The following is a 13,724-nucleotide window of genomic DNA, read 5'->3' on the forward strand; positions in this document are numbered from 1 at the left end:
TGTAGAACGCGTCCAGTCCTCCACCGTAGGTGGAGGTTTATTTTGGATATAAAAAACCGCCGGCTTTGGGGCCGGCGGTTGAATGATCAGTTGGTCTGCGGTTCGAAGCCGTCACCCTTGCCGTCTGCCGGCGCGGGCGCGTCCTTCTTGGGCCCCATGGAGGGCACCGCGGAACCCCGAGAGGGCGGGGTGTCGTCGCCGAGATCGCGGGCGGGCTTCTCACCCTTCAGGATCGCCTTGATCTCGTCGCCGGAAAGCGTCTCGTATTCCAGCAGGCCCTCGGCAAGCTGCACGAAGCCCTCGCGGTTCTCGGTCAATATCCGGGTCGCCTCGGCATATGCCTCGTCGATCAGGCGGCGGACTTCGCTGTCGATCTTCTGGGCGGTCGCCTCGGACACATTCTTCGACTGCGAGACCGAATGTCCGAGGAAGACCTCCTGCTGGTTCTCGCCATAGGAAACGTGGCCGAGTTCGTCCGAAAAGCCCCATTGCGTCACCATCGCGCGGGCAAGCTTGGTGGCTTGCTCGATGTCGGAGGAGGCGCCGGAGGTGATGTTCTCCTTGCCAAAGGTGATTTCCTCGGCAACGCGGCCGCCCATCATGATCGCGAGGCGGGAGATCATCCACTTGTAGCTCATCGAATAGCGGTCGCCCTCGGGAAGCTGCATCACCATGCCAAGCGCACGACCGCGGGGAATGATCGTCGCCTTGTGGACGGGGTCCGCGACCGGCACCTTCAGCGCCACGATCGCGTGACCAGCCTCGTGATAGGCGGTCAGCTTCTTCTCCGCCTCGGTCATCGCGGTGGAACGCCGCTCGGCGCCCATCATGATCTTGTCCTTGGCGTCCTCGAACTCGGCCATGGTGACCAGACGCTTGTTGCGCCTTGCGGCCATCAGCGCCGCCTCGTTGACGAGGTTCATCAGATCCGCGCCGGAGAAACCGGGCGTGCCGCGGGCAACGACCTTGAGGTCGACATTCGGGGCCAGCGGGGTGTTGCGGGCATGGACCTTCAGAATGCGCTCGCGGCCGACGATATCCGGGTTCGGCACAACCACCTGACGGTCGAAACGGCCGGGACGCAGAAGCGCAGGGTCCAGAACGTCGGGCCGGTTGGTGGCGGCGATCAGGATCACGCCCTCATTGGCCTCGAAACCGTCCATCTCGACCAGAAGCTGGTTCAGCGTCTGCTCGCGCTCATCATTGCCGCCGCCAAGACCGGCGCCGCGATGACGGCCGACCGCATCGATTTCGTCAATGAAGATGATGCAGGGCGCGTTCTTCTTGGCCTGTTCGAACATGTCGCGCACGCGCGATGCGCCGACGCCGACGAACATTTCAACGAAGTCCGAACCCGAAATGGTGAAGAACGGCACATTGGCCTCACCGGCGACCGAGCGGGCCAGCAGCGTCTTACCGGTACCGGGCGGGCCGACCAGCAGCACGCCGCGCGGAATGCGGCCGCCGAGGCGCTGGAACTTCTGCGGATCGCGCAGGAATTCGACGATTTCCTCGAGGTCCTGCTTGGCTTCGTCCACGCCGGCGACATCGTCAAAGGTGACGCGGCCATTGGCCTCGGTCAGAAGCTTGGCCTTGGACTTGCCGAAGCCCATCGCCCCGCGCGAGCCGCCCTGCATCTGGCGCATGAAGAACAGCCAGACGCCGAGGATCAGAAGCATGGGCAAAAGCGTGCCGACATAGCTGAGAATGCCGCCGGAGCCGTCATTCACCGGCTTGGCATCCACATTCACATTGGCGTTTTCAAGCTTGGTGAGCAGGGAATCGTCGATAACCGGGGCATAGGTGTGGAATGTCTTGCCGCCACCGCCGGAATAGGTGCCGGTGATAGTGTTGCCGGTAATGGTCACATCCTTGACCTTGCCGGAATCGACATCGCTGACGAACTGCGAATAGGCCACCTGCGTCGCGCCGTTATGCGACGGCGTTGACTGGAACATGCTGAACAGCGCGACCAGCAGCAACGCGATTATGGCCCACAGCGCAATATTGCGTAAGTTTGGGTTCATCAAAATCCCCGAAATCATATAATCGGCACGGTGGTGCCGCTGAGTTACGCCTAACATAGGGTCGACGCCATGTCTTGCCAAGACAAGCGCATCCCAAGTTTAATCTTCCGCGACGAAATAGCCCGGCACGGGGAAAGGCGAAACCCCGAAGGCCTCCGCAAGCCGGTTGGCCAGCGCAAGGTCGAAACCGGGCAGATAGCGCTGATAGGGCGACAGGATGCGGCTCACTGCAACCCCTTGCGGCAACGCGCCCTGCCCTGCCGACGGCATGGTCGAACGCGCCAGCCTTGAAAGGCGCGGCGGAAGCGCGGCAAAGGCCTCGATCGGCGCGCCGTCCACGCCGGCGGGGCCGATCTCCGCCATTGTGCCGGAACGGTTTTCGATCCGCCACCTTCCGTCCCAGATGCGCGTCGTGTGCGGGCGAATCTCGATGCGCTCAAGACCGCGCCGTTCGCGCAGTATGAAAAGCCGCGCCCGCTTGCGTTCGAAAAGGCAACGCCCGGCCGTCATGCGCGCGCCATGCGGCGCTTCGGCCATCGCCAGAATATCGGCAAGCGCCGCTTTGCCGGGCCCATGGGTTTCGCCGCCGATCACCGCTGTCAGCGTCTTCAGCAGATAGCGGGCCGCATCCGGTTTGGCCGCAATCGGTTCCGGATCGATCTCTGCCACAGCCGCGCCGTGGATGCGCACGGAGGCCTCGAAAAGCTCGGCGGCGGCTTCTGAAAGACGGGCGCGCATATGTCCGGCCATTGTGGCCTCGGCGCCCGGCGCCGCGATCGCGCCGTCCAGGGATTGCCGCACCCGAACGCGTTCATAGCGAGCGTTGTCATTGGAGGGGTCATCGATCCATCCAATGCCGCGCGCAACTAGCATGTCGCGGATGGCCTGGCGGGAAACGGACAGGAACGGACGCGCCACCCAGGCGTGCCCCATCAGAAGCGTTTCCGCCGCCATGCCGGAAACCGGCGGGTCTGGGTTGCGGGCCTTGCGCATCTCCAGGGTCTCGGCCTGATCGTCGAGCGAGTGCGCCACGGCAATGACGTTCGCGCCGATCTGGATGGCGTGGTCGGCGAGCAGGCGGTAGCGGGCGTCGCGGGCGGCGGCCATCAGCCCCGTCGCCGGCTTTTCGCCGCGCCAGGGAAGCGTTTCATGTCTGATCGCGCGGGTGGCGCAGAAGCGCGCGACCGTTGCCGCTTCATCGGCCGATTGCGCGCGCAGGCCGTGATCGACCGTTGCGGCCGAAATACGGAGGTCGCGGCGGGAAAGTTGGTCGGCGGCTTCGGCAAGCGCGACCTGCAGCCCGAGCGAATCGCTGCCGCCCGATACCGCGACCAGAACATGACAGTCAGGCTTGAGCCGGTTCACGAAGCTGCGGGCGGCATCGAGGGCCGGTTGCCCTCTGGAAAATTCATCTGATCCGGCTGACACCGAGGTCAGCATCCATTGGCCTTGATTTCGGCCTGGGCTTTGGTCAGCACGGCCTGGGCGGCGTTCGGATAACGCGTCGGCACTTCGGCGAAGGTCGCGCAGGCGGCGTCCTTGTTGTCCATTCCGGCGAGCGACTGGCCGAGCTTCAGCAGCATTTCCGGTGCCTTGGCGGAATCGCCATAGGCCTTGTAGGCATTCAGGAATGTCTTGGCGGCTTCGTTGTATTTCTGCTGCGCCAGCATCGATTCTCCGAGCCAGAAGCTGGCATCGGGAATGAGCGGGCTGTCGGGATAGCTCAGCACGAACTCGCCGAAAGCCTCCTCGGCCTGCTGGTAATCGCCGGAGAGAATGAGATCGTATGCGAGCTTGTAGAAATCGGCATCCGACCCGCCGCCTTCGGCCGCTTCGGGCAGATCGGCCGGCACATCGGCGGTCGCCGAGGGCTCCGGGTTCGGCGGCGGCGCATCCATCGTGGCCGTCGCATTATTGTCGGCGCTGGCGGCATTGCCAGCGCCATTGGAGGGCGGCGTCGCCATGCCGCTTTCAAGATCCTGCAGACGGAACTCCATATCCTCCTGCATCTTGCGGATCTTTTCTTCCATCTGCAGCATCTGGAAGCCGAGATCCTCGACCTGGCCCGTCAGGTTGCGCACCTGCTCCTCAAGCTGCTGGATCCTGAGGGACGGATCCGTGGCCTGCACCTGAACCACCTGCGTGTTCTGCCCGGCCGCCTTGCCGAATGCGGGAAAGACCGCAGCATTCGCGCTTCCTCCCAGCATCGCCGAACCGGCCAGAAGACAAATCATCGCTTTCTTCATCATCACATGTCCCAAACCTTTTGCCTCAAACCTTCGCACACTGTGTTTCTGGCCATATTTAGATCAAAACGCGCATAGTTGCACGGCGGACATAAAAAAACCGGCTCGAAAGCCGGCTTTCTTGTCTATTCGCGGATCGATCAGCTTCCCGCGCCCGTCAGCACGGTGACGGTGCGGCGGTTCTGCGACCAGCAGGAAATGTTGTCGCAGACGGCGACCGGACGTTCCTTGCCGTAGGAAATGGTCGACAGGCGATTGGCCGGGATGCCGCGCGAAACGAGATAGTTCTTGGTGGCCGTGGCGCGGCGGGCGCCGAGCGCGAGGTTGTACTCGCGGGTGCCGCGTTCGTCGGCATGGCCTTCGATGCGGATCGCGTAGTTCTGGTAGCGCTGCAGCCACTGGGCCTGTTTGTCGAGCGTCTGGGCCGCGATCGGCGTGATCGATGCCGAATCGGTTTCGAAATAGACCGTGTCGCCGACATTCAGATCGAAGTCCTGGACGCTGCCCGGGGAAGCGATGCCCGAGGATGCGCCGGCGCCGCCGGCCATGCCGTTGCCCGGCAGGTTGTTCTTGTTGTCCTTGGCGCAGCCGGCCAGCGCAAGAACCGCGCAAAGCGCGACCATTGCGGGCTTCACCCTGAATTTGTTCGCATTGCCTTCAACCCCAAACGTGGCTCGGCTCATTACCGCTCTCCTTAAGAAGCGTTCAAAACATGGACCGGATGCCCGGTCGATAACGCGGAAAAACAACTCAAAACTATGGGCGGTACGCAGACCGCCGACCTTGCCGCAAAGAGCTAGCAAATCACTGTTAACGTCCCCTCAACGGAAATGGTTAAGGAAACGTCAAAGGCAAGCCCGCATTTGCGGCGCGAGCGCCCTTGCCCCTCACGCCCTACTCCAGCAGCGGCGACCAGGCCGGGTCGGATGCGAAGTCCGGCGTCTGGATGCGTTGTTCATTGTAACCCGTCAGGTCGATCGAATAAAGGTGCGGGCCGCCCTCGCCGGCATTCTGGCGGAAGAACATCAGCACCCTTCCGTTCGGCGACCAGGTCGGCCCCTCATTGTGGAAGCCGGTGGTCAGAATGCGCTCGCCGCTGCCGTCGGGCTTCATGACCCCGATCGAGAACTTGCCGCCGGACTGTTTGGTGAACGCGATCAGATCGCCGCGCGGCGACCAGACCGGCGTCGAATAGCTGCCGTCGCCGAAGGAAATCCGCTGCTGGTTGGAGCCATCGGCATTCATGACATAGAGCTGCTGACGCCCGCCGCGATCGCTTTCGAACACGATCCGGTTACCGTCCGGGGAATAGGACGGCGAGGTGTCGATCGCGCCCGTATTCGTCAGCCGCGTGGTCGAGCGGGTGCGCAGGTCCATCGTGTAGATATTGGCGTTGCCATCCTGCTGCAGGCTCATAATGATGCGCTGACCGTCGGGCGAGAACCGCGGCGCGAAGGTCATGCCAGGAAAGTTGCCGACAACCTCGCGCTGTCCGGTTTCAAGCTGGAGCAGGTAGACGCGCGGCTGGTCGTTTTCATAGGACATGTAGGTGACCTCCTGCCGGTTCGGCGAGAACCGGGGGGTCAGAACCATATACTGCCCGTCCGTCAGCATGCGCACATTGAAGCCGTCCTGATCCATGATCGCGAGGCGACGCTTGCGGTCGGTCTTCGGCCCGCTTTCGGAGACGAACACGATGCGGCTGTCGAAATAGCCCTGCTCGCCGGTCAGCGCCTGATAGATCGAATCGGCGATGATATGGGCGACGCGCCGCCAGTTGTCAGGCTGGGTGAAGAACTGCTGGCCGACGATTTGCTGGCCGGCATAGGTATCCCAAAGCCGGAATTCGGAGCGCAGCCTGCCATCAGGCTCGCGGGTGACGCGGCCGACCACCAGCGCCTCGGCGTTGATGACCTGCCAGTCCTCGAAACGCGGCGTCTGGTCGGGATTGCTGATCTGCTCGATGAAAGCGGAACTGTCGACCGGCTTGAACAGGCCGGAACGTTTCAGATCGGCAGCGATGACGCCGGAGATGTCGGCGCCGAGGCCATCATCGGACATGAAGTTGGTGATCGCGATCGGCAGCGGCTGGACATTGCCGCTGGAGATGTCGATTTCCACCAGCGCGTTGGCGGGCGTCACGAACAGGACGGCAATGCCGGCCCATGCGACGGAAAGGAAGACGAGACAATTTTTAAGCATGACAGGACTGGCCTTTCAGCGTTGATTGCTCCGGTTCGCCGGGGATCGCCCTCAGGCGGCACCGAATGAAAAGTTAAAGCATCTGGCTCGGGTCGAAGTTCACGATGACCTCGCTCCAGGCGTCATATTTTTCCCGCGGCAGCCCGCTGAAGGGCGAGGCCTTCAACACCGCGCGTCGCGCGCCGCCGGCGAGAATCCGCCGCGCGCTCTCGCTGCCGCCGGTGGCGGTCACCTCGGGCGCGCCCACGATCGCGCCGGAGGGATCGAGTTTCATCTGGATGCGTATGCGCACATCGTCTGCCCCGTCAAGGCCAGCGAGGATGGACCAGTTGCGCTGGATCTGGCCGCGCAGCGCATCAAGCTCGCTCTGGCTGAGCGTCGAGCCACCCGTTGTGCGGGTCGCGCCCGCGGCCGCCGGAGCTTGGGAACGCTGCGCGCCGCCGCCGGTGGCCTCGGTGCGGTTGAGGAGAGCCGCGATCTCATCGACATTGAAATCGTCCTCCTCGCTGGTGGTCGAGGCCGTCGTCTGGCTGTCGGTCCGCGGTGCCTCGGCCGTGCGGGTCTCGCGCAGCACCGGTTCCGGCGGACGCCGGGTCGGCAGCGGCGCCTGTTCAGGGAAGGCGAGTTCCGGTTCCGGCGGCGTCTCGGCGGCGGGCTCGCTGGCCTCTGGTTCCGGCGTCGGCTCGGGGGCCGGCGTCGGTTCAGGCGCAGGCGTCGGTTCCGGAGTCGGCGCGGGCGTTGGCTCCGGGGTAGGTTCCGGCGCAGGAGCGGGCTCTGGCGTGGGTTCGGGACGTTCGGCCGGTTGCGGCGTCGGCGGCGGAGGCTCGGAAGCGGGCTCCTCGACGGGCGCGGGTTCCGGGGTCGGCTCGGCGGCAGGCGTCGGCACCGCGGCCTGTTCCTGCGCGATATCGTCCGGCGTCGCGTTGGTGTCGGTTTCGAGGTCGATATCGTTTTCGCCGACATTCTGGGCCTCGGCAACCTCCTGCGGCCGCCTTGTCGGCACGGGGGCGGCGATATCGGCAAGCTCCGCCGTCTTGTCGCCTTCCTGCACCTGGGTAATGTCTTCCACCGGTATCAGCGTCACCGGCAGCGCTTCGACATCGGCCACCTCAAGCGATGAAGGCGCGCCAAGCACAAACACTGCCCAGCCGAGGACCAGACAGTGCAACAGGAATGAAATGGCAAGGCTGCGCTTCATGGGCTAAGATCAGCTATCCTGTTCCTGCAGGGTTACAAGACCGATATTCTTGAAGCCTGCGGCGGAAATGCGGGCCATCACCTTCATGACCGTGCCGTAATCGGCATTGGCGTCGCCGCGCACATAGATGCGCTCATTATAGCCGGTGGTGGCGATCGCCTCGAGCTTCGGCACGACCTCATCGATCGGGATTTCGGTTTCCTGCAGGAATATCTGCCCTTCCGGATTGACCGAGATGGTGATCGGCTGGGTATCCGAGTTCATCGCCTGGGCCTGGGTTTCGGGCAGGTCGATCGGCACGCCGACGGTCATCATCGGCGCTGCGACCATGAAGATGATCAACAGCACCAGCATGACGTCGACCAGCGGCGTGACGTTGATTTCGCTGACGGGCGCGCGCTTGCCGCGCCTGCGGCCTCGGCCGCCGGCCCTTCCGCCTGATCCTATGGACATTGCCATTGGTTGGTTCTCCCCTCGCTATTCGGCAGCCGGACGCGACTGCAGCTTTTCGTCGATCTGACGCGACAGGATGGATGAGAACTCGTCGGCAAAGCCTTCCATGCGGCCTTCAAGCTTGCCGGAATCGGCGGAGAACTTGTTGTAGGCGACAACGGCCGGAATAGCCGCGACGAGACCGATGGCGGTGGCAAGCAGCGCCTCGGCAATGCCGGGGGCAACCACGGCGAGGTTGGTCGATTTCGAACCGGCGATCGCCTGGAACGAGGTCATGATGCCGACGACCGTACCGAAAAGGCCGATGAAGGGTGCTGCGGAGCCGACGCTTGCCAGAAAGCCGAGCCGGGCCTCGAGTTTTTCGGATTCGCGCTGGATGGCGACGTCCATCGCCTTTTCGACGCGCATCTGCAGGCCCATGGGGGCACGCGCGCCGCGCTCGAAGGATTTTTTCCATTCGCGCATTGCCGAAACGAACACCGCGGCCATGCCGCTGGTCTTGCGATCGGAGAGATTGCTGTAGAGCTTTTCGAGCGAGGTGCCCGACCAGAACGCATCTTCGAACTGGTTATAGGCGCGGCGTTCCTTGTTGTAGGCGATGATCTTTTCGATCACGATCGCCCAGGTCCACACCGACGCGGCAATCAGCCCCAGCATCACGATCTTGACGACGAATCCCGCCTGCCAGAAGAGCGCCAGAAGGCCGACATCGGCGTGCGTAGCTTCCAACCCAAGCTGTTCCATATGACGAAGTCCTTGAATAGATGGGCCCGGCAAGCCGGGCAAAATGGTTAGAGCCGCCTGCGAGACGCTGGTTTGTTCAACTCGGAATTTAAGTGGATTCGCATCTTTGCTTCCTGTCCTTGAAAATCATGGTGAAAGCTAGGCAACTCGGCTTAAAATTCCGCTTTTCGCAGAATACCCGAACATGGTTAACGCCCGGTTACGATTTTATCGCCAGCCCCTGAAGGCAAGGCTTTGACCGCACCAGACGTCTCCCGCGGCGGCGCGAATTCCTTCACATAATACTCATGTTTTAGCAAGCCCAGTTTCCAGGGGCTTTCGGCTTATTGCGCCAGTTTACTTCGACTGACCTTCAAGCAGCGTGGCGGCCAGATCGTCGGGCATGCGGCGCGCGCGCCCGGCCTTGTTGATCACCACCACGGTCACGGTCGCCGTTGTCAGCAATTGCCCGTTGGCGTGGATTGCCTGTTCCAGCACCATGCGCGCGCCCGTCGCCTTGACGGTTTTCGTCGTGATCTCGAGGATATCATCCATCCGCGCCGGACGCACGAATTTCAGATCCATGTGATGAACCGCGAAGGCGAGACCTTCCTCGTCGATCGTGTGCAGCGCCCGCTGCTCCACGCCAAGGCAGCGGAGCAGATCGGTGCGGCCGCGTTCGAGGAAATGCAGGTAGCGCGCGTGGTAGACGACGCCGGAAAAATCCGTGTCCTCGTAATAGACCCGCTGGCGCAGGTGATGCGCTCCGCCTTCCAGCCAACCACTGAGACCGTGGTTCTCGGTTTCGGTCATGTCCGCCTCATCCATCAATTTTTGGCCATAACTAGGCCTAAACATAGCGCCTCGCAACACGGGGCGGAGGCGGATTGTTTCACTTCCCGCGACAGATTGCGTAAAAAAACCATTGCATTTATGTCATATTGATTGCGTTTAACGCACAAGATGAATCGCTGAAATGGATCGGAGAGGCTCAATGAAGATCGCAGTTATGGGCGGAGACGGGTTTGTCGGTTGGCCGACGTCGCTGCATTTGTCGGATGCCGGACACGAAGTTCACATCGTTGACAACCTGTCGCGCCGCTGGATCGACACCGAGCTCGGCGTCCAGTCGCTGACGCCGATGGACTCGATCCAGGAACGCACCCGCATCTGGCATGCCGAGACCGGCCGCCGCATCCATTTCCATCTCATCGACCTGGCCAAGGACTATGAAATCCTGAAGCAGTGGCTGGCCGAGGAGCGTCCGGACGCGATCATTCATTTCGCAGAGCAGCGCGCCGCGCCCTATTCGATGAAGACCGACCGCCACAAGAACTACACGGTCGACAACAACGTCAACGCCACCCACAACCTCCTGAATGCGCTGGTCGAAATCGACCTCGATGCCCATGTCGTCCATCTCGGAACGATGGGCGTCTACGGCTATTCGACCGTTGGCGCGGCGATCCCCGAAGGCTATCTGCCGGTCGATATCACCACCAATTCCGGCGACAAGGTCTCGCAGGAAATCCTCTACCCGTCGAACCCCGGCTCGATCTACCACATGACCAAGTGCCTGGATCAGCTTCTGTTCGCCTTCTATGCCAAGAATGACGGGCTTCGGATCACCGACCTGCATCAGGGCATCGTCTGGGGCACGCACACGGAGCAGACCAAGCGCCATGAGCAGCTGATCAACCGCTTCGATTATGACGGCGATTACGGCACGGTGCTGAACCGCTTTCTGATCCAGGCCGCGATCGGCTACCCGCTGACCGTCCACGGCGTCGGCGGCCAGACCCGCGCCTTCATCCACATCCAGGATTCGGTGCGCTGCATCGAGCTCGCGCTCAACAATCCGCCGGAAAAGAACGCCCGGGTCGAGATCTTCAACCAGATGACCGAGACCCACCGGGTGCGCGATCTGGCCAAGATGATCTCCGAGATGTCGGGCGTCGAGATCGCCTGGCTGCCGAACCCGCGCAAGGAAGCGCCGGAAAACGACCTGATCGTCAAGAACGACAAGTTCCTGGAACTCGGCCTCAACCCGACCACGCTCAAGGAAGGCCTGCTCGGCGAGATCGTCGATATTGCGAAGAAATACGCCTATCGCGTTGATCGCAAACGCGTTCCGGCCGTCTCCGCCTGGACCAAGGACATCGCGACCAAGATCAACCGCGATCCGGAAGGCAAGTCGCTGAAATCGGTCTCGTAAGGCCATGGGCGACCCCGCAAATGAAGGCGTCCACCGCAGCGTGGACGCCAAATATCCGTTCGCCTTCGTCACGCTGGTCACCAACAACGACTACGCCATGGGCGCCCTGGCGCTGGCGCGGTCGATCTTTCTGACCGGCACGCCCGCCGATGTCGTGGTGCTGCATACCGGCGGCGCGCCGGAGGAAGGGTTGAAGCATCTCGCAGATCTCGGCTGCCGGCTGGTCGGCGTCGACCACCTACCGCTGTCGGATGAATTCAACGAGCGCCATGCGCGCAAGAACATCCATGGCGAGGCCCCGTTCACCAAGGGCCGCAAGCCGGGCTTCCACACCCCGCTCGACAATTTCTGCAAGCTGCGGCTCTGGCAACTGGTCGAGTATCACGCCGCGATCTTCATCGACGCTGATGCGCTGGTGTTGAAGAACATCGACAAGCTGTTCTTCTATCCGGAGTTTTCCGCAGCGCCCAACGTCTATGAAAGCCTCGCCGATTTTCACCGGATGAATTCCGGCGTGTTCGTCGCCCGGCCGGACGTCGAGACCTTCGCCGCCATGCTGACCGCGCTTGACCAGCCGGAGGCGTTCTGGAAGCGCACCGACCAGACCTTCCTGCAGGCATTCTTTCCCGACTGGCACGGCCTGCCGGTGTTCATGAACATGCTGCAATATGTCTGGTTCAACATGCCGGACCTGTGGAACTGGGCGGATATCGGCGTGCTGCACTACCAGTACGAAAAGCCGTGGGAGGACGACCACCCGCGGGCCGAACAGCTGAAGCCGCTGATCGACCTGTGGTGGGCCTATTTCGACGGCGACGGCATTCCCGATATCGCCACGCTCGAAAATCCGACCAAGCCGGCATGAGACACATTCTCGTCAGCGGCGGGACGGGCCTTGTCGGGCGCTACATCGTCGAGGCGTGCCTTGCGGCCGGCCATGACGTGACCGTGGCCGGCAGAAACGCGCCGGCGCCGGACCTGTTCGCCGCGCCGGTGACGTTCACCCCGCTGGAACTCGGCGGACCGGTGTCCGAGGACTTTTTCAAGGGCGTCGACGTCTTCATCCACGCCGCCTTCTCCCACACGCCCGGGCGCTATCGCGGCGGCGAAGGCGATGATCCCAACGGCTTCCTGAAAACCAATGTCGCGGGCAGCATCGCGCTTTTCGAGGCGGCATGCCGCGCCGGCGTCAAGCATGCCTTCTTCCTGTCGAGCCGCGCGGTGTTTGACGGCTATCCGCCCGGCACGTCCTTGCCGGAAACCACCCCGCCTGAGCCGCAGAGCCTCTACGGCAAGGCGAAATGGGAGGTCGAGCAGGCGCTTTCCGCCCTCGCCCGCCCCGGCTTCATCCCGGTGAACCTGCGCGCGACCGGCGTTTACGGCGACCTGGTGCCGAACAAATGGGAGGGGCTGTTTGCGCGCTATGCCAACGGCGAGGAGATCGCCGCCCGCGCGGGCAGCGAGGTTCACGGCCGCGATCTCGCCGGCGCGCTCCTGACGTTGCTCGACGCGCCGATCCCGAAGATTTCCGGCAAGGCGTTTCATGTGTCCGACATCGTCACCGACACCCACACCATCCTCGCGCCGCTGAAGGCGGCGCTGCAATCCGCCCATCCCCTGCCGCCGCGCGCCGACCAGGGCGCGGTCAGCGCCATGACCACGACGCGGCTCAACGCGCTCGGCTGGCGCAGCGGCGGCATGCCGCTCCTTTCCGCCACGCTTCAGACACTTGTGACGCGTTTTATCGAGGCCCGCCCCGGCAGCGCGATTTGATCTCGCGCGCGAACAGGTTTATGTGCGACGCGCCCGCTCTTTTTTACAGGATTACGAAATGGCCCGTTACGACCTCATTATCTTCGACTGCGACGGCGTTCTGGTCGATTCCGAAATTCTTGCAGCCGAAGTCGAAGCGCGGCTTCTGAGCGATGCCGGTTATCCGATCACCGCCGGCGAGATCGGCGAACGCTTTTCCGGCATGACCTGGCGCAACATTCTGCTGGCGGTCGAAAGCGAAGCCAATATTCCGCTGTCCGCCGCCCTTCTCGACCTTGCGGTAGCCAAGCTCGATGAGCGGATCAAGCGGGAGCTGCAGCCAATCCCCGGCGTGCGCGAGGCCGTCGCCCAGCTTTCCGAGCCGCGCTGCATCTGCTCCAACTCAACGCCGGAGCGCGTCCGCATGATGCTGAAGAAGACCGGGCAGCTCGATATCTTCGAGCCCAATATCTTTTCCGCCGAAACCCTCGGCCCCGACCGGGTGAAGCCCAAGCCGGACATCTTCCTCCATGGCGCGGAGACAATGGGCGCGAACCCGCGCAATACGCTGGTGATCGAGGATTCTGTGCATGGCGTCACCGCCGCAAAGGCCGCCGGCATGCGCGTCGTCGGCTTCACCGGTGCCTCGCACACCACGCCGACCCATGCCGACAAGCTGACGGAAGCCGGCGCCGAAACGGTGATCCACCGCATGCAGGACCTGCCTGCCGTGGCAACCGCACTGCTGGAATGGACCGACGCGATCTGAGCGCGCTCGTGGTGAACGCGGCTGAGTGCGTTTTTTAAGGAAGCTCAGGCGCTCGCGGATTATCGGATCCTCTGGACCTCTCAGCCACAATCTCCCCCCTTGAGGGGGAGATGTCGCGAAAGCGACAGAGAGGGGTAAA

Annotated in this window: 13 protein-coding genes; 4 read left to right on the plus strand and 9 right to left on the minus strand. The window is 62.9% G+C overall.

Annotation, left to right across the window (positions count from 1 at the left end):
* Positions 1–86: 86 nt before the first annotated feature.
* From ftsH to ybgC, 9 genes are all read right to left on the minus strand, one after another.
* Complete coding sequence (gene ftsH, locus V6766_RS25070; RefSeq protein ID WP_448470967.1) at positions 87–2,027, minus strand: ATP-dependent zinc metalloprotease FtsH; 1,941 nt, start codon at positions 2,025–2,027, stop codon at positions 87–89.
* A gap of 99 nt (positions 2,028–2,126) precedes the next feature.
* Complete coding sequence (gene tilS, locus V6766_RS25075; RefSeq protein WP_448470968.1) at positions 2,127–3,455, minus strand: tRNA lysidine(34) synthetase TilS; 1,329 nt, start codon at positions 3,453–3,455, stop codon at positions 2,127–2,129.
* 5 nt (positions 3,456–3,460) lie between these two features.
* The gene (ybgF, locus tag V6766_RS25080) at positions 3,461–4,276 is read right to left on the minus strand and encodes a tol-pal system protein YbgF (RefSeq protein ID WP_448470969.1); all 816 of its coding nucleotides are present in this window, start codon (positions 4,274–4,276) and stop codon (positions 3,461–3,463) included.
* Positions 4,277–4,413: 137 nt separating this feature from the next.
* Entirely contained in the window at positions 4,414–4,956 is a 543-nt protein-coding gene (gene pal, locus V6766_RS25085) for a peptidoglycan-associated lipoprotein Pal (RefSeq protein WP_292055077.1), read from the minus strand.
* A 211-nt stretch (positions 4,957–5,167) separates the two neighbouring features.
* Entirely contained in the window at positions 5,168–6,475 is a 1,308-nt protein-coding gene (tolB, locus tag V6766_RS25090; protein ID WP_448470970.1) for a Tol-Pal system beta propeller repeat protein TolB, read from the minus strand.
* Positions 6,476–6,548: 73 nt separating this feature from the next.
* Positions 6,549–7,673, minus strand: a complete 1,125-nt coding sequence (locus V6766_RS25095) for a hypothetical protein (RefSeq protein WP_448470971.1) — start codon at positions 7,671–7,673, stop codon at positions 6,549–6,551.
* A gap of 9 nt (positions 7,674–7,682) precedes the next feature.
* Complete coding sequence (gene tolR, locus V6766_RS25100; protein ID WP_448428152.1) at positions 7,683–8,132, minus strand: protein TolR; 450 nt, start codon at positions 8,130–8,132, stop codon at positions 7,683–7,685.
* An 18-nt stretch (positions 8,133–8,150) separates the two neighbouring features.
* Positions 8,151–8,870, minus strand: a complete 720-nt coding sequence (gene tolQ, locus V6766_RS25105; protein ID WP_230720889.1) for a protein TolQ — start codon at positions 8,868–8,870, stop codon at positions 8,151–8,153.
* Positions 8,871–9,206: 336 nt separating this feature from the next.
* Positions 9,207–9,662, minus strand: coding sequence for a tol-pal system-associated acyl-CoA thioesterase (gene ybgC / locus V6766_RS25110; RefSeq protein ID WP_448470972.1), 456 nt, complete (start codon positions 9,660–9,662; stop codon positions 9,207–9,209).
* Between the two features lie 181 nt (positions 9,663–9,843).
* Here ybgC and V6766_RS25115 point away from each other — a divergent pair, with 181 nt between their 5' ends.
* Genes V6766_RS25115 through V6766_RS25130 form a run of 4 tightly spaced genes read left to right on the plus strand, consistent with a single transcriptional unit; the run spans position 9,844 to position 13,585 of the window.
* A complete protein-coding gene (locus V6766_RS25115) occupies positions 9,844–11,064 on the plus strand; it encodes an NAD-dependent epimerase/dehydratase family protein (RefSeq protein ID WP_448470973.1) in 1,221 nt (406 codons plus the stop codon).
* A gap of 4 nt (positions 11,065–11,068) precedes the next feature.
* Positions 11,069–11,929, plus strand: coding sequence for a glycosyltransferase (locus V6766_RS25120; RefSeq protein ID WP_448470974.1), 861 nt, complete (start codon positions 11,069–11,071; stop codon positions 11,927–11,929).
* Positions 11,926–12,837, plus strand: coding sequence for an NAD-dependent epimerase/dehydratase family protein (locus V6766_RS25125; RefSeq protein WP_448470975.1), 912 nt, complete (start codon positions 11,926–11,928; stop codon positions 12,835–12,837). The genes V6766_RS25120 and V6766_RS25125 overlap by 4 nt, the downstream gene beginning before the upstream one ends.
* Positions 12,838–12,895: 58 nt before the next feature.
* Entirely contained in the window at positions 12,896–13,585 is a 690-nt protein-coding gene (locus tag V6766_RS25130; protein ID WP_448470976.1) for an HAD family hydrolase, read from the plus strand.
* Positions 13,586–13,724: the final 139 nt, after the last annotated feature.

The organism is Martelella sp. AMO21009, assembly GCF_053484295.1.